The organism is Methylobacter tundripaludum (genome assembly GCF_002934365.1).
In the GTDB taxonomy this organism is placed as follows: domain Bacteria; phylum Pseudomonadota; class Gammaproteobacteria; order Methylococcales; family Methylomonadaceae; genus Methylobacter_A; species Methylobacter_A tundripaludum_A.
Genome location: NZ_PTIY01000007.1, coordinates 85,195 through 110,914 on the forward strand (window position 1 = coordinate 85,195; position 25,720 = coordinate 110,914).

21 protein-coding genes are annotated in these 25,720 nt (G+C 48.4%); all 21 read left to right on the forward strand.

Annotated features, from left to right (window positions below; all coding sequences use genetic code 11):
• Positions 1–13 precede the first annotated feature (13 nt).
• The 21 genes from B0F88_RS10125 to B0F88_RS10225 all read left to right on the forward strand — a co-directional run bounded on the left by B0F88_RS10125 (position 14) and on the right by B0F88_RS10225 (position 25,720).
• Positions 14–811 carry an ABC transporter permease gene (locus B0F88_RS10125; protein ID WP_104423820.1) on the forward strand — a complete coding sequence of 266 codons (798 nt, stop codon included), beginning with the start codon at positions 14–16 and terminating at the stop codon, positions 809–811.
• On the forward strand, positions 811–2,145 hold the full coding sequence (locus B0F88_RS19845; protein ID WP_104423821.1) for an ABC transporter ATP-binding protein: 1,335 nt from the start codon (positions 811–813) through the stop codon (positions 2,143–2,145). The genes B0F88_RS10125 and B0F88_RS19845 overlap by 1 nt, the downstream gene beginning before the upstream one ends.
• 71 nt (positions 2,146–2,216) lie before the next feature.
• Positions 2,217–2,906, forward strand: coding sequence for a class I SAM-dependent methyltransferase (locus B0F88_RS10135; protein ID WP_104423822.1), 690 nt, complete (start codon positions 2,217–2,219; stop codon positions 2,904–2,906).
• A 2-nt stretch (positions 2,907–2,908) separates the two neighbouring features.
• On the forward strand, positions 2,909–4,099 hold the full coding sequence (locus B0F88_RS10140; protein ID WP_181049875.1) for an FkbM family methyltransferase: 1,191 nt from the start codon (positions 2,909–2,911) through the stop codon (positions 4,097–4,099).
• A gap of 112 nt (positions 4,100–4,211) precedes the next feature.
• Positions 4,212–5,858 (forward strand): glycosyltransferase family 4 protein, encoded by a 1,647-nt coding sequence (locus B0F88_RS10145; protein WP_181049876.1) that lies wholly within the window; start codon positions 4,212–4,214, stop codon positions 5,856–5,858.
• Entirely contained in the window at positions 5,855–6,721 is an 867-nt protein-coding gene (locus B0F88_RS10150) for a glycosyltransferase family 2 protein (RefSeq protein WP_104423824.1), read from the forward strand. Before B0F88_RS10145 ends, B0F88_RS10150 begins: the two co-directional genes overlap by 4 nt.
• Positions 6,718–7,416 carry a TVP38/TMEM64 family protein gene (locus B0F88_RS10155; protein ID WP_146083342.1) on the forward strand — a complete coding sequence of 233 codons (699 nt, stop codon included), beginning with the start codon at positions 6,718–6,720 and terminating at the stop codon, positions 7,414–7,416. Before B0F88_RS10150 ends, B0F88_RS10155 begins: the two co-directional genes overlap by 4 nt.
• Positions 7,406–8,386 (forward strand): glycosyltransferase family 2 protein, encoded by a 981-nt coding sequence (locus B0F88_RS10160; RefSeq protein WP_104423826.1) that lies wholly within the window; start codon positions 7,406–7,408, stop codon positions 8,384–8,386. Before B0F88_RS10155 ends, B0F88_RS10160 begins: the two co-directional genes overlap by 11 nt.
• A gap of 271 nt (positions 8,387–8,657) precedes the next feature.
• Positions 8,658–10,184 carry a B12-binding domain-containing radical SAM protein gene (locus B0F88_RS10165; RefSeq protein ID WP_104423827.1) on the forward strand — a complete coding sequence of 509 codons (1,527 nt, stop codon included), beginning with the start codon at positions 8,658–8,660 and terminating at the stop codon, positions 10,182–10,184.
• A 6-nt stretch (positions 10,185–10,190) separates the two neighbouring features.
• Positions 10,191–11,186, forward strand: a complete 996-nt coding sequence (locus B0F88_RS10170) for a GHMP family kinase ATP-binding protein (RefSeq protein WP_104423828.1) — start codon at positions 10,191–10,193, stop codon at positions 11,184–11,186.
• A gap of 3 nt (positions 11,187–11,189) precedes the next feature.
• Positions 11,190–12,146 (forward strand): GDP-L-fucose synthase family protein, encoded by a 957-nt coding sequence (locus B0F88_RS10175; RefSeq protein ID WP_104423829.1) that lies wholly within the window; start codon positions 11,190–11,192, stop codon positions 12,144–12,146.
• A gap of 2 nt (positions 12,147–12,148) precedes the next feature.
• Positions 12,149–12,961 (forward strand): transketolase, encoded by an 813-nt coding sequence (locus tag B0F88_RS10180; RefSeq protein ID WP_104423830.1) that lies wholly within the window; start codon positions 12,149–12,151, stop codon positions 12,959–12,961.
• Positions 12,958–13,923 (forward strand): transketolase family protein, encoded by a 966-nt coding sequence (locus B0F88_RS10185; RefSeq protein WP_104423831.1) that lies wholly within the window; start codon positions 12,958–12,960, stop codon positions 13,921–13,923. The genes B0F88_RS10180 and B0F88_RS10185 overlap by 4 nt, the downstream gene beginning before the upstream one ends.
• 15 nt (positions 13,924–13,938) lie before the next feature.
• On the forward strand, positions 13,939–15,108 hold the full coding sequence (locus B0F88_RS10190) for a DegT/DnrJ/EryC1/StrS family aminotransferase (RefSeq protein ID WP_219820823.1): 1,170 nt from the start codon (positions 13,939–13,941) through the stop codon (positions 15,106–15,108).
• Positions 15,109–15,119: 11 nt separating this feature from the next.
• Complete coding sequence (locus tag B0F88_RS10195; protein WP_104423832.1) at positions 15,120–15,824, forward strand: sugar phosphate nucleotidyltransferase; 705 nt, start codon at positions 15,120–15,122, stop codon at positions 15,822–15,824.
• Between the two features lie 12 nt (positions 15,825–15,836).
• Complete coding sequence (locus B0F88_RS10200) at positions 15,837–16,421, forward strand: D-sedoheptulose-7-phosphate isomerase (protein ID WP_219820825.1); 585 nt, start codon at positions 15,837–15,839, stop codon at positions 16,419–16,421.
• Between the two features lie 28 nt (positions 16,422–16,449).
• Entirely contained in the window at positions 16,450–17,388 is a 939-nt protein-coding gene (locus B0F88_RS10205; protein WP_104423834.1) for an NAD-dependent epimerase/dehydratase family protein, read from the forward strand.
• An 845-nt stretch (positions 17,389–18,233) separates the two neighbouring features.
• Positions 18,234–19,055 (forward strand): ABC transporter permease, encoded by an 822-nt coding sequence (locus B0F88_RS10210; protein ID WP_104423835.1) that lies wholly within the window; start codon positions 18,234–18,236, stop codon positions 19,053–19,055.
• Between the two features lie 10 nt (positions 19,056–19,065).
• On the forward strand, positions 19,066–20,409 hold the full coding sequence (locus B0F88_RS10215) for an ABC transporter ATP-binding protein (RefSeq protein WP_181049877.1): 1,344 nt from the start codon (positions 19,066–19,068) through the stop codon (positions 20,407–20,409).
• Entirely contained in the window at positions 20,406–22,001 is a 1,596-nt protein-coding gene (locus B0F88_RS10220) for a hypothetical protein (RefSeq protein WP_104423837.1), read from the forward strand. Before B0F88_RS10215 ends, B0F88_RS10220 begins: the two co-directional genes overlap by 4 nt.
• A complete protein-coding gene (locus B0F88_RS10225; RefSeq protein ID WP_104423838.1) occupies positions 22,001–25,720 on the forward strand; it encodes a hypothetical protein in 3,720 nt (1,239 codons plus the stop codon). The genes B0F88_RS10220 and B0F88_RS10225 overlap by 1 nt, the downstream gene beginning before the upstream one ends.

Below are 25,720 nucleotides of genomic sequence, written 5' to 3' on the forward strand. Positions count from 1 at the left end.
AGTAGCAGCTCTAATGATCTTGCTTCGGCTATCCGGCATTTATCGTTTTCGCGGTTTTATTTATGAAAGCGTTCGGCGCGAGTTTGCCTCGCGCTATCGAAACTCCATGTTGGGCGCTGCTTGGCTGGTGTTGCAGCCTTTGGCGCAAATTTTGGTGTTTACGCTTGTTTTTTCACATGTGATGCGAACGCGTCTGCCCGGGGTTGACAGCTCTTTCGGCTATAGCATTTTCCTATGCGCCGGCCTACTAACTTGGGGGCTTTTTGCCGATATTTTGAATCGTAGCCAAAACATGTTTCTGGACAATGCTAATTTGCTCAAGAAATTGAGCTTTCCTCGTATCTGCCTGCCTATTATCGTTAGCCTTAACGCTTGTATAGGGTTCGCCATCATTTTTAGCCTTTTTGTCGGATTTTTGTTGTTCACTGGCAGTTTTCCTGGTTGGGCGTTCTTCGCTATTGCACCGGTTCTGCTGTTGCAAATTCTTCTTGCTATTGGAATGGGCATGGTTATTGGGGTGCTCAACGTTTTTTTCCGTGACGTCGGGCAACTTTTCGGCATTGTGTTGCAATTCTGGTTTTGGCTCACACCGATCATCTATCCGCTTGCCACATTGCCGGACTGGGCGCAGCGTATCGTGATGCTAAATCCCATGACTCCACTGGTGGTGGCCTATCAGGGCATTCTCGTTCAGGGTACGATGCCATTGTGGGCTAGTCTATGGCCAACTGCACTATTGGCCTGCATGCTTTGTTTTCTCGGCATGCGTCTTTTTCAAAAGCACGCAGGTGAAATGGTAGACGAACTCTGATGGGTACTATCACTGTTACACAATTAGGTAAGGCTTATCGCCAATACCCTACCCGTTGGTCTCGTCTCATAGAATGGATTATACCGGGACATAAACCTCGGCACAGTCTCAAGTGGATACTGCAAGATATTAATTTCAGTGTCTCCCCCGGTGAAGCCGTTGGCGTTATCGGAGTTAATGGCGCAGGCAAGAGCACCTTGCTTAAATTAATCACCGGCACTACCCAGCCAACAATCGGTTCGGTGGAGATGGAGGGGCGCGTCGCCGCACTGTTGGAATTGGGTATGGGTTTTCATCCCGATTTTACCGGTCGGCAGAACGCCCTGATGGCAGGGCAGTTGCTCGGCTTGCAGGCACATGAAATCGATCTCCTCATGCCGGAAATTGAAGCTTTTGCAGAAATTGGCGATTACATTGACCAGGCTGTGCGCGTGTATTCTAGCGGCATGCAGGTGCGCCTTGCGTTCGCAGTGGCTACGGCTGTGCGGCCTGATATTCTGATTGTGGATGAAGCACTTTCAGTCGGCGACGCATACTTCCAGCACAAGTGTTTTTTAAGAATCCGACGGTTTCAGGACCAAGGCACCACGCTCCTGTTTGTTTCCCACGACCTTGCTGCTGTTCGAGCCCTTTGTGCTAGAGCCATCTGGCTCGATAGTGGCGCTGTTCGTGAGATTGGTGAAACAAAAGACGTTCTTGATGCTTACGCAACGGCGCTATATGCCAAGGAACAGGATGTTGATAATGCTGCAAAGCAATCCGCAGTGAAAGACAGTGTAATAAAGGAAGTTTCCAAACAAAAACGCGATTGCAGACTTGATTTCATAAATAATTCAAATCTGAGAAACGATATCAAAGTTTTTGAATTTAATAAGGATGCGGCCCGCTGGGGAGATGGCCTAGCAAAGATTACGCATACCTACCTGCAGGATGCTAATGGAACCCCGGTGAGTTGGATAATCGGAGGGGAAGAAGTGGTGCTTACGATCGAGGCGTTAGCTTTGCAAGAGCTATGTGGCGTATTTGTGGGGTTTATGGTCAGGGATAAGTTGGGGCAAACTCTTTTTGGCGACAACACTTACCTTACGACAATTGATTCACCGGTGACCATAAGAGCGAATCACCGATTTAAAACAACATTTCGTTTCTTGATGCCTATATTACCTCAGGGTACTTATGCAATTACGGCTGCTATAGCGGTTGGTACCCAACAAGATCATGTTGCTCATGAGTGGATCAATGAGGCCATTTTTATTGAGTCGCATAACGGATTTGCGGTAAGCGGGCTGGTTGGAATACCTATGCATGCTATTGAGATTGGTGAATTCATATAGCGTGACTCACCGCTAAGTTTCGTGAGATAAGTCGGTTAGTTCCTAATCCAACAAAATGAGGTAAATATAAAATGGATTCAAGTCAAAATTTTCTCACGCCTTACTATCAACGGCACAACCAACGGCGCCAAGAGCACTTGGCTAGTTTAGGATTGCCTATTGCGGGTAAAACTGTGCTTGAAGTTGGGTCGGGAATTGGAGATCACACATCCTTCTTTATAGACAGAAAGTGCAAGGTTACAAGTACAGACGGGAGGCAAGAATTACTAGGTATCTTGCAGGAAAGACACCCTCAGGCAGCGACAATTTTATGGAACGTTGAGTTACCCCCTTCTGAATTTATTCCAAAAAGTCAGATCGTTTACGCATATGGCATTCTTTACCACACAAGAAACCCCCAGTCTGTGCTAGAGAACTTGGCCTCTCTTTGTACTGAAATGTTATTGCTTGAAACATGTGTTTCTTTTGGTGATGAAGAACTTGTCAATTTAACCAGTGAAACGATTGGTGATCCAACGCAGGCCCTGCAGGGAACTGGTTGCCGTCCAACAAGACCGTGGATTTTTAAATCGCTTAAAAATCTTTTTCCCTTTGTGTATTTAACTAGAACACAACCTTGGCACGAGGAGTTTCCAGTCGACTGGACTAATCCTGCCGAAAAGAATGAGGCGGGTTTAAGCCGTTCAGTTTTTGTTGCCTCTAGAACACAGCTTTGTAATCCTAATCTGTCTACTGAATTGCTTAATTACCAAGGGCGATGATAATGGATCCCATGATTTCCTATGCCCAGAACGGTGAAGACGTTATTTTAAAAAGAGTTTTCGGCGACAAGAAAACAGGTTGCTATATTGATATTGGTGCTTCTCATCCGGAAAATTTGTCTGTTACCAAATATTTTTATGATATGGGGTGGCGAGGAATTAATGTAGACCCTTTAAAAAATAGTATGGAGCTTTTTTCGCAAAGTAGGCCTGACGAGCTAAATTTAAATGTCGCAATTGATATAGAAAAAGGATTCCTCGATTTTTATGAGATTACTGATTACCCTGAATTGTCAACATTCTCTGCGGAAGCCGCAGCGTCTTTATTAGAGGCTGGTCACAAGGTGATTTGTTATCCAGTTGAGAGAATAACGGGAAATGAATTATTTGAAAAATATGTAGAGAGCCCCGTTGATTTCTTAAAGATAGATGTTGAGGGAAGAGAGCGCGACGTAATCCGCTCAATTGATTTTCACCGATACAGACCTAAAGTCTTAGTGATAGAGGCTACAATTCCTAACTCTATTTTTCCTGGATGGGATAATTTTGAATCCATTTTTAACTTCGGGGAATGGGAGCCGATATTGCTGAATAGTGGATATATTTTGGCTTATTTTGATGGGTTAAATAGATTTTACATAAGCGAAGAAAACAAAGAAATGTTGAGCTGTTTTCAAGTAGGTTTATGTCTTTGGGATAATTTTTTCATCCATTCGCAAGTTAAGCGTATTGCAGATCTTGAATGGAATTGTGCGGAGAGAATGAAGCAGGTCGAGATGCTGACTGGGATGCTGAAGGAATCAGAGACTGACCGTGAAGCGCGAGGGACGCAGGTCGAAACGCTTACGAGGATGTTGGAGGAATCAGAGGCTGATCGTCAAGCGCGAGGGACGCAGGTCGAAACGCTTACGAGGATGCTGGAGGAATCAGAGGCTGACCGTGAAGCGCGAGGGACGCAGGTCGAAACGCTTACGAGGATGTTGGAGGAATCAGAGGCTGATCGTCAAGCGCGATGGACGCAGATTGAAACGCTTACGAGGATGCTGAAGGAATCAGAGACTGACCGTCAAGCGCGAGGGACGCAGATCGAAACGCTTACGAGGATGTTGGAGGAATCAGAGGCTGATCGTCAAGCGCGATGGACGCAGATTGAAACGCTTACGAGAATGCTGAAAGAGAAGGAGGCTGAGTGAGCGTCGCTCTTGACTGATTTGCAGGTTTTGTTTGCTCGCATGGGTTGCTGGCGGACTAGATTATTAAGCTGGACAGAAGTAAAGAAATTAGCAGAATGGATCAGAACACCCAATGAATAATCAACTTAGAACTATCGCGGTAGATTTAACCCCCGTTCTGCCCGGTGGAGAGAACGGGGGCGCGAAGATATTCGTGCTCGAATTGCTGCGCCGCTTGGCGGAAATGTCGCCCCAGACGCAATTTGTATTACTCACGCAAGTGGCATCGCACGAAGAGCTTGCGACATTGGATCGACCCAATATGCGTCGTCAGATGGTCGTCGGGCAAGTGCTGGCGAATTCCCTACGTCCACGTCTACTAGGCCTGGCTTCCCGTGTTTTGCCTCATTTACCTGGCAGGCTGCGTAGGGTTGTTAGCCGACTAGGTTACAAAGTGAATGCGATGTTGAAGCGCGGCAGTTCCAGTGCGTTGTTGCGCGACATGGCAGCCGATCTGCTTTTCTGTCCATTTACCGCACCTACATATTTCGAGCCGGGGGTTCCGACGGTCTGCACAATTTATGATCTGCAATACAATACCTATCCCGAATTCTTTGCGGCAGAGGATGTTGCTAACCGCGAGCGCACCTTTATAGAAGCTTGTCGTCGGGCAACGGTCCTCGCCGCAATATCCGACTATTCGCGGGATTCCGCTATAGCGCATGGCAACCTTGCCTCGTCTCGAATACACACCATTTACCTGCGCATGGCTCAACGCATTGCGCCGGGAGTTGAAAACGATAAAGCCATATTGAGGCGTCATAATCTCACCCCGCAAGGATATCTAATTTATCCCGCCAACTTTTGGAGGCACAAGAACCACGAAATGCTCCTTACCGCCTTTGGTATGGTTAGGCATCAGGGACTGTCGGTGGATATTAAGCTGGTTTGCACCGGTGCTCCGGGGGCGCGGCAAGACTGGTTGATAAGTGCGGCACACACCATGAATCTGGGTGATCATGTTCTTTTTCCGGGGTATTTGTCCGATGCAGATTTGGCAACCTTGATAGCCAATTGCAAAGGTGTGGTGTTTCCTTCACTTTATGAAGGTTTTGGTTTGCCGGTCATTGAGGCTATGGCTGCGGGTGTTCCAGTGGCGTGCAGCAACACGACTTCACTCCCCGAAGTGGCAGCCGATGCGGCTATTCTATTCGATCCACGCGTTCCAACCCAGGTTGCGCAAGCCATGATTGCTCTGGTGGAGAATGAAGCATTGCGTGCACGGTTAATTCAGGCAGGGCAACGTCGCGCAGCTGAATTTTCAGACTCAGAGTGTATGGCACGGGAATATTGGGAGCTGTTCCAGCATGCTTTGGCCAACGTAAAGCATGAAAATTTGCTGACCGGCGCCTATGCTGATGGCTGGGTCGGACACTGTTTACACATACAAGTGGCCCCCGCAGCGAACAAACAAACGTTGGCGATTGAATTCTCAGTTCCGGAATGGCTGCCGGAGCGGCGTCTCACAATGCAAGTGAGTCTTCATGGAAATCGCCTAGGTGATTCGTTTGTATTCGACCATACGACTAACGCCGCTCTGTCTCTGCCCATAGAGCCTGCCGGGGGGGGGTACGAAGTCACGATTACTCCGACTTTTGTGCCGGCCTACACAGGCCATGGTAATGATCATCGTGAGCTTTCGGCGATATTGCAGAAATGCGGTATCGTCCATGCCGATGGCAAATATGACGCATTATTCCCCGAGAAGGTTAACGCATGAAATTCAGTATTGTCACTCCCTCCTATCAGCAAGGACAATTTATTGAGCGTACGCTGCAAAGTGTTGCCAGCCAGACAGCACCAGGCGTGGAAGTCGAGCATGTGGTTTTTGATGGTGGTAGTACCGACAATACAGTTGAAATACTTAAACATTTCAGCCCGGCGGTGCGATGGGAATCAAAAAAAGATAACGGGCAAACCGATGCCGTCAATCAAGGCATCCGTGCCACTGATGGCGATATCATCGGCTGGCTGAACTCTGATGACATTTACTATCCCGATGCCATTGCCCGTGTAGCAGCCTATTTTAAAGTTAACCCGGAAGTTGACGTGGTCTATGGCATGGCCGACCACATCGACCTTGACGACCAAGCCTTTGAAAGTTATCCATCGGAACCCTGGGATTTCGGGCGCCTTCAAGAAACTTGCTTTATTTGTCAACCGGCCTTGTTCTTCCGGCGGGGAGTAGTTGAGCAATATGGTCTGCTCGATGATTCGCTGAATTACTGTATGGACTACGAATTATGGCTCCGGTTTGGTAAAGCCGGAGTGCGATTTGGCTATCTTGAAGAGAAGCTCGCCGGCTCTAGATTGTACGCAGATAACAAAACACTAGGGGCGAGGGTAAAAGTGCATAAGGAAATCAACGATATGTTCAAAAAGCTACTCGGCAAGGTGCCGGATCGGTGGTTGTTTAATTACGCGCATGCCGTGGTGGAAGCTAAATTAAATCGTAATGCGGCACCAAAGCGTTTTGTCTTAGAACTCGGATTAAGAGCATTATTCTCCGCCCTGTATTGGAATCGCAGTATTTCTCCGTCGATGCGTAAAGAAATTAAGCGATGGATTTTTAATCATGAGTGAGTTTTTTACTTTCTCGTTATCGTATCGGCGGCGCTGTCGTGACTTTTGATTTACTTTGTACCTTTTGTTCTGGTGAAAGTCTAAAACAGTTGGTGGAACATTTTTTGGTATGGATTCAGCCGATTCTTGTTAATTATCCTCTGGCGGCTCCATTAGTGTTTATTGGGGTGCATACTCTTATGGCTGTTTTCTTCTTGCCTTGCTCTCCAATGACGCTGATGGCCGGAGTGTTATGGGGCGGCGGATATGGGTTGGTCGTGTCCATATGCGCGGCGATGGCGTCTTCAGCAACAACGTTTTTTTTGTCTCGCAGCTTCTTGCACGGCAAGATTGAAAAAGTACTTGTGCAGCGCTATCCGAAAGTAGCAGGAATGTTGGTGCAAGCGGTCGTCCATGACTGGAAACTTATCGCCGTTTCGCAGCTGAACCCATTGATACCTGCATCTACAATGGGTTACGTTTTCGGCCTAAGTCGGATTACTTTTACACGGTATCTTATGTTTTCCGGAATATTCATGCTGCCTCTTCAGGCTCTGTTTGTGATGACTGGGCATTCGGTAACGAGCATATTTACAGCTGACGGGCATTGGGAAATAGCTTTAGCGTTGATTCTCCTTGTTCTCACCGTGCCATTGGTAACCAAACGTATTTATAGAAAACTTTGTCAATTATTTGGAGTTAAAAATGGGGCGTGAGTTAGCCAAGGTTTCTGTGATTTTGTCATTTTACAACGAGCGATCGGTACTTCCTGAATTGCTGCAGCGGTTAAGGGCGGTTTTTTCCACGCTGATAGCAAACAAAGACGTAGGGTCGTATGAATTTATTTTTGTTAATGACAACTCAACCGACGAGTCCGAGAAATACCTGCGATCCGAATTGAAGAATGGCGACATAGTGCTTATTAATATGTCTCGTAATTTTGGTGTTTCGGAATGTGTTATGGCGGGAATGACTCATGCTACCGGTGATGCAGTGATTTATATGGATGCCGATTTGCAAGATCCACCCGAGGTAATTTTTCAGCTTATCAATGCTTGGCAGGCGGATGATGAGGCGGAAGTCGTCTACACCACGCGAACCCGTCGTGAAGGCGAGCATTGGTTGAAAATGCTCGTAACAAAGATTGGATATCGGTTCATTAACGCCATTTCGGAAATTGAATTGCAAGTTGATTCAGGGGACTTTAAGCTCCTGTCTCGACGCGCGGTCGATAATCTTCTTCAGTTGAAAGAAGATAAGCCATACATGCGTGGGCTTGTCAGCTGGATTGGTTTTAAGCAGGTCCCGGTGTTTTATGAGCGGTTAGAGCGATTCGATGGTCGCGAAAATACCAAGATGAATGTTTTGAGCAGGAAAGTAATCTATTATTGGCTTGACCGGGCATTGATCTCTTTCTCGGATGCGCCACTCAAGTTGATGCTTTTTTCGGGTTTTGGCTTGTCCATAATTTCATTTTGCTACATATTTGTTGTGTTTTTACAAAAGATATTAGGGGTCTCGGTACCCGGTTGGGCGGCAATTATGTCCGCCATACTCTTCTTAGGTAGCATACAGATAATGATGCTTGGTTTTATCGGGCTATACATAAGTGCGATATTCAAGGAATCAAAGCGACGTCCGCGGTACATTATCAAAGAAGTACTCCGGCCGGCTGATGCAGGTTAGTGCTACTTTCGGAACTATTACGCGCCATTTGTCGTCAAAATTTGCCCCACCTCCCTCGGTAGGTTAAAATTAACAAAGTAAGTAAGGTATAAGTAGCTATGAATAGGCGTTATTCTTATTATCGCTACATGCGTATATGTTCATGGTGAGGGATTTCGGTCTCATTGCAGTTTAGTTCACCTGTTTCAAGTCACTTTTTTCATTACAGCCATGTCAGGGGTTAGATGTCTGCCATGGTAGTGTTGTTATGTTTTATAACCGGATGGTAATAATGGATGTTTTGTTCGTCAATCCCGACTCTTCAGCTAAGGCTTATCAAGGGCTGGCAAAAGTTTATTCGGCAATAGAGCCGCCAACATGGTCTCTGTTATTAGCAGAGTCCTGTCGTTCGAAGGGGTTTGGGGTTGGTATTCTTGACTGTGATGCGGAAAGGTTGTCTCTTGAGCAATCGATACAAAGAGTCCAGGACTTAAAACCTCGTCTTGTTGTCTTCGTGGTTTACGGACAAAATCCAAATTCCGGAACTACAAGCATGATTGGTGCATTAGCAATGGCAAATGCGCTCAAAGATCACCACCCTGAACTTCCGATTTGTTTTGTTGGGTCTCATACCAGTGCGCTCCCAATGGAAGTGCTCTCTTACGACTGTGTCGATATTGTGTTGCTCAATGAAGGCGTATACGCCTTGCACAATCTTCTTAAGAGCAATCTGGGCGAAGATTTGCAACATATCAAGGGGATTGGATACAAAAGGCGAGACGCCTCAAACGCCAGAATTCCTACGCTCAACCCGCCACAGGCGATAGTGCCGCAGGATCGGATGGATCACGACTTGCCGGGCTATGCTTGGGATCTCCTGCCTTACCGGGAAAAGCCGTTAGATCTCTATCGCGCGCATTTTTGGCATGCAGAATTTGACCATGATAAGCGAACCCCTTTCGCAGCGATATATACCTCGTTGGGTTGTAATTTCGGCTGTAATTTTTGCATGATCAATATCGTTAATCGCGCCGACAACGGCGATGATGTTAATGCAGCAGATTCTCGTGGGATGCGCTTCTGGAGCCCTGAATGGGTAAGCCGTGAGATGCGAAAACTCGCAGATATGGGTGTGCGCACCCTGCGAATCAGCGACGAGATGTTCTTTTTAAATCGCAGATACTATGCCCCGATACTTCAAGAGGCCATTGATCAGGATTTTGGTTTCAACATGTGGACCTATTCCCGCGTCGATACGGTTCGTAAAGACGCGCTCGACCTGTTCAAGCGTGCAGGGGTTAACTGGCTCGCGCTTGGCGTTGAAGCAGGCAACCAATTAGTTCGCCAAGAAGTATCGAAAGGCTCCTTCCAGGAAGTCAATATTCGCGACGTCTGCAAAACGATTAATGATTCCGATATCAAAATAATCAGCAATTACATTTTTGGATTCCCTGAAGACACTATGGAGACCATGCAAGAAACATTGGATCTTGCACTGGAACTCAATACCGAAATGGCAAATATGTACCCTTGCCAAGCATTGCCCGGCAGCCCGATGTACAACATCGCCAAGAAAAACGGCTGGGCTTTACCTGACTCCTATGAAGGTTATGCTTTCTTGTCATATGAAAGCCAACCCCTACCGACCAAATATGTCAGCTCAGCGGATGTCTTGAGGTTCCGTGACGAAGCATGGCAAAAATACTTTACCAATCCCGCTTACCTAACGCTTGTTGAGCAAAAATTTGGCGCAGTCGAAAGAAAAAATATCGAAGATATGGCCAGCATCCACCTTAATCGTAAAATCCTGGGTGATTAATAAACGATGATTATCACACGAACCCCGTTCAGAATTTCTTTTTTTGGTGGCGGCACCGACTATCCAGGTTGGTATCGGGAACACGGCGGCGCGGTATTAGCAACTACTATCGACAAATATTGTTATATTACATGCCGTCGTTTGCCGCCGTTTTTCGAGCACAAGCATCGCATTGTTTACTCTCACATCGAAAACGTTTGCCATAACGATGAAATCCAGCATCCCGCAGTGCGGGCAGCGTTTAATTGGGCTAATGTTGTCGAGGGGCTGGAGGTTCACCATGATGGCGATTTGCCTGCGCGTTCAGGCTTAGGTTCCAGCTCCGCTTTTACCGTAGGCTTGGCGCATGCATTGTATGGCCTTAACGGTAAAATGGTTAGCCAAGACACGTTGGCGAAAGATGCTATTCATATTGAACAAAACATCATCGGCGAGAATGTCGGCTCGCAAGATCAGGTTTCGGCAGCATACGGCGGACTCAACCGCATTGATTTTCACCGAGACGACTCCTTTGATGTGGCCCCGATCATTCTTCCCGAACACAGACGCGAAGAGCTTCGTGACCACCTTATGCTTTGCTTTACCGGCTTCTCCCGCATCGCCGACGAAATTGCGAAATCCAAGATCGACAACCTCAAAAATCGCGAAACGGAACTCAAGTGCATGAGGGAAATGGTTGACGAGGCTATTGCCATTCTTACGAACATTGACGTCAGTATTGACGAGTTTGGCAAACTGCTCGACCTAAGCTGGAAATACAAACGCAGCCTATCAGACCGGGTTTCAACCCGGGAAATCGACCAGATTTACGATCAAGCTATGCGCGCCGGTGCAATCGGCGGCAAGATTCTTGGCGCCGGCGGCGGTGGATTTATGCTGCTTTTCGCAAAACCCGATAAACATGCCGCAATTCGCGAAGCCCTTAAAGACTTGGTGCATGTATCTTTCAATTTTGATGATTCCGGCAGTCGTGTCGTACTTTATCAACCCAACGGCCTGTGATTGATGAATAAAACAGATAAAATCTTTGTTGCCGGACACACCGGCTTAATCGGCTCGGCCGTTGCCCGGCGCTTGCAAAACCAAGGATATGACAATTTGCTGTTGGCCGGTCATGCTGAGCTGGAACTGACCGATGCCGTAGCAGTGGATCGTTTTTTTGACGAGCACTCGCCTGATTATGTGGTACTGGCTGCTGGCAGAGTCGGCGGCATTATCGAGAACCAGACCTACCCGGCTGATTTTATGAACGCCAACTTGGCGATTCAATTAAATGTACTGAAGGCGGCGCACCGCTCGGGTGTGCAAAAACTGATCCTGTTTGCATCCTCCTGCATGTATCCGCGCGAATGCCCGCAACCGATGGCGGAGACAGCGCTGCTATCAGGACATCCCGAGCCGACCAGCCTTGCCTACGCAATTTCGAAACTGGCCGGTATGCAAATGTGTCTCGCCTATAACAAGCAATATGGTGAGCAACGATTTATTCCAGTGATCCCTAATAGTGCTTTCGGCCCCAACGATAATTTTGACCCAAAATCAGGACACGTCCTCTCGTCATTGATCCGTCGCTTCCATGAGGCGCAGCAAACTGGCGTAGAAAGTCTGACTCTTTGGGGTAGCGGCACACCGCGTCGTGAATTTATCCATACCAACGATATTGCCGACGCCTGCATCGCGCTGCTCACCGGGGACACAACCGCGCTTGAACTGCCCCTAAATTTGGGAACCGGCAGAGATTTTTCCATTCGTGAGTTGGCTGAAACCATTGCCGGCGTAATCGGTTATTCCGGGACCATCGAATGGGATACAAGCAAACCCGACGGCGCCCCAAGAAAATTACTCGACAGCAGTCGGCTTCGCGCCTTTGGTTGGCAACCGGCTGTAAATTTTGAAGAAGGCGTTAAAGACACCTATCAGTGGTATCTCGACAATGCATTGAGTACGGAGACCCGCTCGTGAATATGAGTCCTATCGATCTACGCGAGAAAGCGCATTGGGTCTGGAGAGAAACATTGGCGGTACATCGCCGGGCTCCGGAAACCCGTTTGGCTTCATCGCTCTCGTCCATCGAAATTTTCGTAGCGCTTTACTATGGCGGCGTGCTGCGTTTCGATCCCACACAGCCGCTTGCCGAACATCGGGATCGTTGCGTTATCAGCAAAGGGCATGGTTCAATCTGCATGTACCCGATTCTGGCTGACTTGGGCTATTTCCCGCTTGACGAATTGAAACGAGTCTGCCAAACCGGCAGCTTTCTGGGCGGAATACCGGACCCGGTGATTCCAGGTTACGAAACCGTCAACGGCTCGCTGGGCCACGGCGTGGGTGTTGCGACCGGTATGGCTTTAGGCTTGAAATGCAAAGGCAGCGATCGCAGCGTGTTTGTCGTGTCAGGCGACGGCGAATTACACGAGGGCGCAAACTGGGAAGCGATCATGTTCGCTTCGCAACATAAGCTCGATAATCTGCACCTCATCATTGATGACAACCGGATCAGTATGCTCGGCTACACAGACGACATTGTTAGCCACGGCTCGCTCTCCGCTCGTTTATCAGCTTTCGGCTGGGATTGCCTTGAAGTCGACGGACACGATGTCGCAGCCGTGCAGGCAGCCCTGCTGAAAATGAAAAAAAACCGCGCAGGAAAACCTAAAGCACTGATAGCCAGGACCTTGAAAGGACACGGTGTGCCCGGCCTGGAAAACGCCCCGCTTTCGCACATCATGAACCCTAAACCGGAGCTGATTGACAGCTTGCTGGAGCAAAACCCATGAGCATTAAACCTCTTGCGATGCGCGACGTATTGCTCGACCGTATCTGGAGAGCAATGGCGGAAGACGCGAAGATTTACTTCGTTAGCGCCGATTTCGGCTCCCCGGTTCTCGACAAAATTCGCGCCGATTTTCCTGACCGTTTCGTCAATGTCGGGATCGCCGAACAAAATCTGATCAACATTTCTGCGGGCTTGGCGCTGGAAGGTTATACCGTCTTCGCTTACGCCATTGCCCCCTTCATTACCATGCGTTGCTACGAGCAAATTCGGGTCAGTTTGGCACTGCTTTCTGAAGTGCGGCCGATGAACGTCAATTTGATCGGCGTGGGTGCTGGTTATAGTTATGTCGTGTCCGGGCCGACCCACCAGTGCTACGAAGACCTTACCCTGATGCGCGCCCTGCCCAATTTCAGAGTGCTTTCACCATCTGACCATATCAGTGCCGGAGCCCTGTTTGACCGTTGCGCGAGCACTAAAGGTCCAAAATACCTGCGGTTTGATGCCCAAGTGTTGCCCGTAATCTATGAGAACGGCGCTCCAGACTTGGATGTCGGTTTTCATATTCACAGCACCGGTAAGGACGTTTGCCTGATAGCGACGGGCTACATGCTGCATACCGCTCTCAACGTGGCCGCGAACCTCACCGCTGCCGGCCATTCGGTCGGAATCATAGACCTTTTCGATATTTCCAATTTTGCCGCAGACCAGCTCCAGGCCGTGCTCTCGTCTTACGCGGGCATCGTCACTCTCGAAGAAGGTTTCCGTGGACGGGGCGGTGTCGATTCCATGTTCTTTGAATTCATTGCCCGGCGCGGCCTGTCTACCCGTATGCTCAATATTGGCGTCGAGGGAGGCTACCGCTTTGAACTCGGCTCACGTGAGGAACTGCACGAGCAGGTAGGAATCGGCCCTCAATCCGTGCTGAGCAGTGTAACAACGTTTGTACAATCACTTTCTGATTAATTTGGTGAAAATAAGATGAAATTTCCTTTGATGCGTAACAACATCCTGCGCGAAGATCTTGACGCAGTAATCGAACATTTGAAGCAGGACGATCCGATCCTGACTCACGGCGCCAACGTAAGAGCATTCGAAGCTGAATGGTCTGAATGGCTAGGTGTAAAATACAGCGTGTTCGTTAACTCAGGCGCATCTGCAAACCTGTTGACTATGGCGATACTGAAGATTCGTTACCCGGAAGGAGGAGAAGTCATTACTCCGCCTTTAGCATGGGTTTCGGATGTCGCATCTGTGCTGCAAAACGGATTCACGCCAGTGTTTGCGGATATTGATCCAACCACCCTGGCGATGGACCCAGCTCAGATTTTGAGCAAAATCACCGATAAAACGCGGGCGGTGTTCTTGACTCATGTACAAGGTTTCGACGGGCTGACTGACGAACTGATCGATGAACTGCAACGTCGTAATATTCCGCTGATCGAAGATGTCTGTGAGTCCCACGGCGCTACCCACAACGGCAAACGCGTGGGCAGCATTGGCTGGATATCGAACTTTTCGTATTACTACGCCCATCATATGAGTACCATCGAAGGCGGCATGGTCTGTACCAATGACCCTGATGTCTATCAGCAAGTCCGCATGTTACGTTCTCATGGTATGGTTAGGGAGTCTAACGACGAAAATGTACGCGCAGCCTATATAGCTGAATATCCCGAGCTGAACCCGGACTTCATCTTCGCGTACCCAGCCTATAATACACGCAATACCGAGATTGGCGGCATTATGGGACGCAGTCAGCTTAAACGTCTGGATCAAATCGTCAAACGGCGGACTGAAAACCTGATCCGGTTTTTGGATCAAATCGATTCATCAAAATATCGTACCGACTTCAAGTTGGAAGGATCCAGTAACTACGCCTTCAACCTTATTCTGAAAGAGCCGGATGATGCTCTAGTCGAACGCCTCATGCAAAAAATGCGCGAGTCTGGCGTCGAGTTCAGAAGAGGTAGTGCTGGCGGCGGCAACCAGATTCGTCAACCTTATCTGAAAGGTATTGTGCCTACCGGGCATCATCTTGAGTTCCCTGAAACGGAACACGTCCATTTCTATGGTTTTTACATCGGCAACTTCCCCGACTTGAAAAATGAGGAAGTAGACGAACTCTGCGCAATTATAAATTCGGTCTGAGGTAGCGCGCAGTGACCTCAGCCGTAATTCTTGCAGGTGGTTTGGGCACACGTCTTCGTAGCGCCGTACCGGACTTACCCAAACCAATGGCGCCGATCAGCGGGAGGCCGTTTCTTGAGCACCAGCTCGACTACTGGATTAAACAAGGGATCAATCGATTTGTACTATCCGTTGGCTATCGATATGAGGTGATTGTTGATCACTTTGGCAATCGGTATAAGGATGCCGAGCTTGATTACGTGATTGAGGAAACCCCGCTTGGTACGGGCGGTGGACTCTTGTTGGCCGCAGAAAAGGTCAGCAAGGACGAATCGTTTTTGCTGCTGAACGGCGACACCTATTTTGCTGTGGACTTGAAGACATTGATCGAATTTTCCTTGGCAAACGACGCGGATTGGTGCTTCTCTTTGTTTCGCACTCATGAGGAAGGGCGATACATGGGGATGGATGTTTCGCCGCAAGGGCAAATTGTCTCACTCAAGTCAGGTACTGGCCGACCAGGCCAGCTGGCAAACGGAGGCGTGTATTGGGTTAACCCGCGCGCCTTACTCAATGAACGATTTTCACCAGGCGACAAGTGTTCTCTGGAAGACGACATTTTCATGACTGCCATGGTTTCAGGCCAGCGCCTATTGGGCGTTGAGTTCTCGGGCGCGTTCATTGACATTGGCGTGCCTGATGACTATCATCGTGCACCAGAGCTACTTTCGTCATAAGAAGGACATCTGTTGAATACAATTGAACGACTCAAGAAAAACCTGGAAGCTTCCATACAGGCCAAGCATCAAATGCTTGCCGATGCGGAATGCCTTGAGCTGTTTTCCAAGGCTGTAGAAACCGTCGTCGACCGCTACAAACAAGGCGGGCGTATCTATATCGCAGGCAACGGGGGCTCGGCAGCTGATGCGCAGCACTTGGCGGCCGAGTTTGTCAGTAAATTGGCGCGCGACAGGGCTCCATTACCAGCCGAAGCCCTCACAGTAGATAGCTCCATTCTCTCCGCCATCGGCAACGACTACGGCTATGAGCAGGTTTTTTCCAGGCAACTGGCCGGCAAGGCAACAACCAAGGACGTCTTCCTTGGCATAACCACTTCCGGGCGGTCCCAGAATATTCTCAAAGCACTGGAACAATGCCGTACCATGGGTATACCGAGTATTGTGTTTTGCGGCGGCGATGGCGGTCAAGCAAAAGCGATGGCCGACCACGCGATCATTGCTCCAGGCAAAGCAACAAGCACCATTCAAGAACTGCATATCGTATTGGCGCACACGCTCTGTGAATGCGTCGAAGTGGCGATGTTTGGCGAATAATTTTTTTGACAATTTAGAAAGGAACACAATGAGCTACAATATTCTCGTCACCGGCGGCGCCGGCTACCTCGGTTCTACCATGGTTCCGGATCTGCTTAACGCCGGCCACAAAGTGACAGTGTTGGACAACTTCATGTTCAAGCAGACCAGCCTTAATCACGTTTGCAACAACCCAAACTTTTCTGTCGTCAAGGGCGACATTCGTCTTGAGAAGGTTATGGCGCCGTTACTCAAAAAAGCCGACATCGTTATTCCACTGGCGGCATTAGTTGGTGCTCCATTGTGTAACCTCGATCCCGTTGGCGCAACAACGATTAACCACGACGCAATCACGCTGATGATTAAGCTGCTGTCCAAAGAGCAAATCGTGCTGATGCCGACCACCAACAGTGCTTACGGCACCGGCGACGAAAACAACTTCTGCACAGAAGAATCCCCGCTACGTCCTATCTCCCAATACGCGATAGAAAAAGTAGGCATCGAAAAAGAACTGATGCAACGCGAAAACGCAATCAGCTTCCGCCTTGCCACCGTGTTTGGCATGTCGCCACGGATGCGGATTGATCTACTCGTAAATGACTTCACCTACCGCGCCGTTAACGATCGATTCGTCGTCCTGTTTGAAGGCTACTTCAAGCGCAATTACGTGCATGTCCGTGACGTCTCACGCGCTTTCCAACACGCAATCGTCAACTTTGACAAAATGAAAGGCGAGATATACAACGTCGGTCTTTCCGAAGCCAACGTATCGAAGAAAGAACTGTGCGAAACCATCCAGAAACAAATTCCTGACTTTGTCTTCCTTGATGCACCCGTAGGTAAAGACCCCGATCAACGTAACTACATTGTGTCGAACGCAAAAATTGAAGCAACAGGCTACAAGACCTCAATGTCGCTGGATGCGGGTATAGCAGAGTTGATCAAAGGCTACACTATGATCAAGAACACTCAATACGGCAACGTTTGATTGCACGGAAGTTAATGACACGGACTACGTTTTTGAGTTCGTCCATGTTGAGGCTGGCACTAGCGGTCTCAACGTGGCTCATAAGCCATACCTTAGAGAAAACATCAAAAACCTGTATGTCATTGATTTAATCGCTCCGGCGTCCACCCGTTCATTTACATTTGGGTTCTTGGTCGTTGATGAAAGTGGCGCGTTTTGATACTATCTATTGAAATAGATAGCAACCTATGCACCATCTTCGACAATTTAACCCGAACTTGTCAATCAATCGACAGACTCAGCGCCTAACTGGTTCAACATGAAATCAGTACCGACCCGGAAATCGCCACCCTCCACGAAGTGTTGTTTTTGAGAACACAGTTTTCTTCGTATTCGCAGACCACATTATTAACAAAAATGGACATCAAGTAGAGCAGTATTTGAGAGCGGTATCTAAGGATATGGTTAGTAATAACTTCCCGACATGGATCGGATGAAATTTTTCCGTTCGCCCTGAGCTTGTCGAAGGGTGGGCGGAAAAATTTCGACCTACCGCGTCAAGCCGATCATGCTTCGACAGGCTCAGCACGAACGGATTGACGACCGAAAATAGTGATTTCTGCTTTGTGGGGAGCTCTATCGGGGGGTGTAGTACCTCCTGTCGACGAAAACAATGTCGTATTAATCCGAATATTCAGACATACTCTTGATCCGAGGGGGCGGGGATGCTATTAAAGGACATGATGAAAATGTTTTTTCTGTCCTGCTGAAATTGATAACCTCATAAAAAATAATCAGATTGAGAATCCCAGTACTCTGGCCATTTTATTAAAGAAACGCATGAAACAAGCAATGCCGGTAATACCATGATTACTTCAACGCAAACAACGCTGACTTTTGTTCAGTTTTTTCGCCAAGTGCTTCATCATCGTGACATGATTCTTGCGTTAGCTGTTAGAGATTTACAAAGCAGATATGTAGGTACGTTAGGCGGGCTTATTTGGGCATTTGTTCATCCTCTTGCGATAGTTTCTGTTTTCTATTTTGTTTTTGCAGTTGGCTTTCGAGCGCAAGGGCCAGGTAGCACCCCATTTATTCTCTGGTTCGTGTGTGGTTTGATCCCTTGGTTCCTCTTCAATGACACACTGTTAGCGATTACAAACGCTATTACCGGCAATGCGCATCTGGTTAAGAAAACTATTTTTCCAACCGAAGTCCTGCCGTTGGTACACGTTATCTCCAGTCTCTTTCCGCATTTGATTTTCATGCTGACTTTGGTTGGGATGTTGGTTTTCTTCAACGTTCCTTTTTTAGTCGAGCGTCTATTCGTTGTCTATTATTTGCTATGCACGATTACGCTGGTACTTGGTTTGGGCTGGTTACTATCAGCACTACAGGTTTTCTACCGAGATATAGCCCAAGCGCTCACTATAATGCTCAACTTATGGTTCTGGGTAACGCCTATTGTATGGTCGCAGGAGATTGTCCCGCCAGAGTATCGCAGCCTGTTGTCTTTCAATCCTATCTTCTATATTGTTGAAGGCTATCGTGGCTTGATGATTTATAAAACAGCTGTATGGCCAAGTTTACAAGAAACGGCTTGTTTTTGGAGCATTACCCTGATTGTTCTTTTTGTGGGTATCTATGTGTTTCGCCGATTAAAGCCTGAGTTCGCCGATGTTATATAGCCAAGAAACTATGAATAAAGAGATTGCCATTTCTGTTCGCCGAGTCTCAAAGAAATTCAGGCTTTTCAACTCGGCTAAAGAGCGTCTTGCCGAAGCTTTGCATCCATTCCGAAAGAAATACCATCGTGAATTCTGGGCGCTGCAAGACGTTTCTTTCGACGTTTACCGAGGCGAGATTATTGGAATTCTTGGCAAGAATGGGTCTGGTAAATCGACTCTTCTACAGATTATCTGCTCTGTTATGCAGCCCACCGAAGGAGTGGTTGAAGTCAGTGGACGCATCTCTGCATTGCTGGAATTAGGCGCCGGTTTTAACCCTGAGTTTACCGGAAGGGAAAACGTTATCCTGAACGGCTCCATCATGGGAATCTCGCGACAGGAGATGTTGCGCAGACTTCCTGCTATTGAAGCATTTGCCGATATTGGTGATTTTTTTGATCAGCCTGTAAAGACCTATTCTTCCGGCATGTTTGTGCGTGTGGCATTTGCCGCGGCTATTCATGTCGACCCGGAAATACTGGTTGTTGACGAGGCGCTCAGTGTTGGCGATTCAAAGTTCCAACATCGCTGTTTTCAGCGTATCCGGGAATTTATGGAGCAGGGTAAAACCATTATAGTCGTTTCACATAGCACGGATACCTTGTTGCGAATATGTCACCGAGGCATTGTTTTCGATTCAGGAAAGTTAAGCCATATAGGTCCCATCGCTAGTGCGGTCAATCATTATCAGAATCTATTATTCGGGTCGCCGGATGCTGTTGAAAAATCTTCTGAACTTGTATTTGAGGACAAGAAAAATAAAGCCGAAATTTCTACCTCGTTAATCGGTGCACTATCCAATGATACCCGTGACAAGGTGTCGGAGAAGCCGAATTACAATTCACATGAGGTGCGTTTAGGCAGTGGGGCGGCTACGATAATTGACTTCGACTTGATTTCTGCTGGGATAATTAATCCCCACGAAATTTCGGCTCACGCAGAAACGGAGCTCATCATCAAGCTCAGGTACAATGACGACCTTACAAACACATCGGTTGGCTTTGCGCTTGTCACGATTGATGGAACCTATGTTTTTGGGACGAACATGATCATGATGCAGGCACCGCTAATCAATGCTGAAGCAGGGCGTTGTTATGCGGTCAAATTCATGTTTACATCCCGGCTAGTGGGGGGCGAGTATTTTCTGAATATCGGCTGCAACCAGCTTGTCGATGGAACCGACATGTTTCTTGATGTTCGGCGTTCAGTCGCTCGCATCAAATTTTCCGACACGCCTAGCGTTGTCGGCTTTGTCGACCTTGGTGTTGTGCATGAGGTAATCGACCTAAATATCACTCGGAGCTGTTCGATATGAACTCAGGCGCCGCACTTGTTGTCGGTTATCCACGTACCGGCTTCACCCTGCTGATCAGCGTAATTGCTGAGATTTCAAACTGCGCTAATATTGTACGGCCTAATCGCCATGCGCTGAAGGTATTCTGTGATACAGCAGGAATGCAGATATCGGAGCATATCGAGCAGGTGTTCCTGCGTCGAGGCATTTCAAATGAACTCCTTTACAACTATAACTTCAGGCAAATGGTTGGAGGGCCGAAGTGGTTGAAAGAGGGCCGCAGTGATACCGCCTGTTTTCGTAAATACATTGGGGTCAAAGGAAAGGGGGACTTTACCCTGCTTACTTCGCACCCGCGACAGGTTCTGGATTATTACGAAATCACACATTCTCACGTTGCTCCAAGCCGGTGGGCGGCACATCCTGGCTATGCGGAACATCAGCGATTTGCATCTATACGGCATCCTGCGGGTACGCTAGCTTCGGCCTGTTTTTCACTTAATGCGCTGGCGAGCGAATATATACAAAAGTTTGTTCCGCCGGAACAAGATAACGATCTTCTTCGGCAGAAATTTGCGCTCTACAAGCTTTCCGACCTGAATTTTTTTGAAGCCTTGCTAAGTCCGTTTAAGGCCTATCTGGAAGAGTTTTCTCGTTGCTCGGATCAATATGTAACGATGCGCTGGGAGGATTTGATTCAAAATCCTGTAGACACGGTTCTCAAGGTTGCTGATGCAATGGGTGTCAGTATTGATCGGCAGCAGGCTGTTGAAATTTGGCACAAACTCGATCATGTCAACCTTACCGGTGCGCATAAGCATAATCTTCGTTATGGACATGGGGTTGTAAACGGGTGGAAGCTTTGGCTTACCAACACCCATCTCGATATGATGCGAGATTACGGGCTGGATGTTTTTTCGCAAGAATGGGGATATGGATCAATCGGCACCTTGGATGAAGCCGCCTACACGCCTTTCCAGAAGCAGCTTGCAAGCGCTATCAGTAATCACGAGATCATTCGTGAATACGATGATGAAGATTTATTCGGGTTCGCGTTCAACAAATCAAATCTTGATTTGAGTCGGTTTGCATTCAAACGATACGATTGGCGAACCCATACTCAGATCGAACGCTCATCTTGTACAGAGGATGATCTGGTGATGGAGGTATGGGATGCCGCTGAATCTGCTTGCGATGCAATCAACCGGTCTTTGGGTCACTGGTTCGACATTGCTGAAGCAACGAACATCCCGGACAACCCGCAGCGAATCGAGATGATGGCTATTGATCTTGCTCCGCTTTTTTGCGATTCTTCGGCGTTATCTGCATGGAAGAATACTATGTTTCAGGCGATCAGCTATGATGACATGGAGCAACGAGACGAGGGAGTATCTCCTGCCCCCGATTTGCTTTCGCATAAGGCCATTGAGCCCGTGCTATTAGAGAGCATTGATGCTATGAACATCATCAATTACTCTGGCAAGTACTATGCCGTACCACAGTGTTTAGGGCCTATAGACTTTCATAAACAGAATGTTGAAGCTATGTCGGGCGTGCTTGTGGCTAAAAATATGGAAGACATTTTATTCACTTTGAAAAAGAATTCGATTTGATGCAAAAACTTTATTTTGAGGCCCCAACCTCGGAAGCCTTCTTAAAAGTTCTCCAGCCTCTTTGGGGTGACGAAGCCTTTAGCGTCAGCCTAATCGGTGATAATGAGTTGGCAAATGAACTTGCTGCCGCTGCTTCCCAGCAAGGAATTACTATCCGGCGCAGCGACGTTATGCCTACAGTTAGTTCTAAAAAAACGCAACTGAAAAAGACGAGATTATTCATTATTACGGAACAAAAAGGCGAAGAACTCAGCAAGCAATTGTTGTCTTGTGTCGATCTGGATAATGTAATTGTCGTCGCTCCGATAACTGATTGGCATTTCAGTCAAAAACCACTGTTCCTGGTATCAATCCCAAAAGCGGGGACACATCTGATTTACGAATTGGCCAAGGCGCTGGGCTATTACGAAGGTATCGAGGTTCCTGAGTTTCCTGAGGGGCAGACTTGGTACTGTGTTGAATACACTAACTCGCATACAGTGGCCCGCGATTTTTTTGTCGACACAGTAAGGCGATCACCTTTCGGAAACCGCCACCACAGTTTTATGTATTCGCCAGCCTTATTTATCTACCGGCATCCTCTTGATATTCTTGTGTCCGAAGCGCATTACTATCATAAAGATGGCAAAACAGCATTTGCAGGCTGGCTTGATGGGATTGGTTTTGATGAGCGTATTGCCCGACTGCTCGATGATAACTGGCTTGTCGGTTCGCTACGTGAACGGATTGGTGGCTTCCTACCGTGGCTGGATTTCCCTAACGTTATTTCACTTTCATTTGAAGAATTGATCGGCGCTGCAGGCGGCGGCAATGATATAGATCAATTGCGGCTTATTTGGTCCATTCAGCTAAAATTGCAGGCGCCCGGCGATTCGAGTAACATTGCTTCTCACTTATTTAACCCTGATTCTGCTACGTTCAGGTCGGGCCAACTTGGGGGCTATAAAAAGCATCTTCCAGATCATATTGTTAGTGACTTTCTCAATAAGAATGAGGATATACTGACAAAGTTGGGTTATCCATCGGATGGATCTGTCGGTTTGCCCATGGACAGGATGGCTCGCCGAAAACGGAATATTCGGTTTTCTAAAGCTGATTATGAAAATATGCCCATCACCATTGAAAGCGATTTTCTAGGGTGTAATTTAGTTCGCTATTTAAAACGCTTCTTTGCTATTCCCATTTCTGCCGGCCATGTTGCGCTTGAAGCATTACCTGCTGATGTGTTGGCAATAATTCCATCAGCTCCCTCTTTGAGTGAAATCAAAGCCACCCTTCTGATAGGCAACATTGATCTTTCTGTTCGTCGACACGCACTCGACAAACTGGCTCAGAGCATAAAAGGATTGGTGCCAATCCAAGCTGTTGATCAATATTGGATAGGCGTTAACACTCCTCACTTACTGCAGGAGGGTTATTTTGGCTACAATCTGATCGCTTACGCCGGCCGGGTATGGGCAATAGAAGTGACCGCAGGACCACTCGACTTCGCCAACGCTGACGTTGTGCAAGACTGGCTGGCAAACGGAAGTTTGCTGCGAGCGGCTACCGTTGATGGCGCATGCGCAGCGGTGGATAGACTGCTGGATCGTCGAGCTTTTGAAGCTGGCCTATCTAAATTGGGAACAACGTTTGATGAAAGATTGATCTCTTTGACTTCTCGTCTTGAGAACGGCTTGGAAGAAGCGGCGTACCGCAATGACGAGCGCTTGAACACAATGGAAGCCCGCCTGGAACAAAGACAAGAGTCTATAGCGCAGCGGCTATCCTTGATCGCACCTGAATCTGACGGCGGGACTCGGCTACTACAGGAAGACTATCATGGCTACAATCTGATCGCCTACGCCGGTCGGGTATGGGCAGTAGAAATGACTGCCGGGTCGCTTGACTTCGCCAACGCTGACGTTGTGGAAGACTGGCTGGCAAACGGAAGCCTGCTGCAAGCCGTCACCGTTGATGGCGCATGCGCAGCGGTGGATAGACTGCTGGATCGTCGAGCTTTTGAAGCTGGCCTATCTAAATTGGGAACAACGTTTGATGGAAGATTGATCTCTTTGACTTCTCGTCTTGAGAACGGCTTGGAAGAAGCGGCGTATCGCAATGACGAGCGCTTGAACACAATGGAAACCCGCCTGGAACAAAGACAAGAGTCTATAGCGCAGCGGCTATCCTTGATCGCACCTGAATCTGACGGCGGGACTCGGCTATTACAGGAAGACTATTATGGCTACAATCTGATCGCCTACGCCGGTCGGGTATGGGCAGTAGAAATGACTGCCGGATCGCTTGACTTCGCCAACGCTGAAGACTGGCTGACAAACGGAAGTCTGCTGCAAGCGGCCACCGTTGATGGCGCATGCGCAGCGGTGGATAGACTGCTGGATCGTCGAGCTTTTGAAGCTGGCTTGTCAACAATGGAAACCCGTCTGGAGCAAAGACAAGAGTCTATAGCGCAGCGGCTATCCTTGATCGCACCTGAATCCGACGGCGGGACTCGGCTACTACAGGAAGACTATCATGGCTACAATCTGATCGCCTACGCCGGTCGGGTATGGGCAGTAGAAATGACTGCCGGGTCGCTTGACTTCGCCAACGCTGACGTTGTGGAAGACTGGCTGGCAAACGGAAATCTGCTGCAAGCGGCCACCGTTGATGGCGCATGCGCAGCGGTGGATAGACAGCTGGATCGTCGAGCTTTTGAAGCTGGCTTGTCAACAATAGCGCAGCGGCTATCCTTGATCGCACCTGAATCTGACGGCGGGACTCGGCTACTACAGGAAGACTATCATGGCTACAATCTGATCGCCTACGCCGGTCGGGTATGGGCAGTAGAAATGACTGCCGGGTCGCTTGACTTCGCCAACGCTGACGTTGTGGAAGACTGGCTGGCAAACGGAAGTCTGCTACAAGCAGCCACCGTTGATGGCGCATGCGTAGCGGTGGATAGACTGCTGGATCGTCGAGCTTTTGAAGCTGGCTTGTCAACAATGGAAACCCGTCTGGAACAAAGACAAGAGTCTATAGCGCAGCGGCTATCCTTGATCGCACCTGAATTTGACGGCGGGACTCGGCTACTACAGGAAGACTATCATGGCTACAATCTGATCGCCTACGCCGGTCGGGTATGGGCAGTAGAAATGACTGCCGGGTCGCTTGACTTCGCCAACGCTGATGTTGTGGAAGACTGGCTGGCAAACGGAAGTCTGCTGCAAGCAGCCACCGTTGATGGCGCATGCGCAGCGGTGGATAGACTGCTGGATCGTCGAGCTTTTGAAGCTGGCTTGTCAACAATAGCGCAGCGGCTATCCTTGATCGCACCTGAATCCGACGGCGGGACTCGGCTACTACAGGAAGACTATCATGGCTACAATCTGATCGCCTACGCCGGTCGGGTATGGGCAGTAGAAATGACTGTCGGATCGCTTGACTTCGCCAACGCTGACGTTGTGGAAGACTGGCTGGCAAACGGAAGTCTGCTGCAAGCAGCCACCGTTGATGGCGCATGCGTAGCGGTGGATAGACTGCTGGGTCGTCGAGCTTTTGAAGCTGGCTTGTCGAAACTGGGAACAGCGATTGATGAGAAACTGACATCGTTGGCGTCTCGTCTTGAGAGTAGCTTGGAAGAAGCCGCGCGTCGCAGTGACGAGCGTTTTGTTGTATTGGAGCGCCCCAGATGGCGGCAGTGGTTAGGACGCAAGAAAAATAACGGGAAAGTTTAA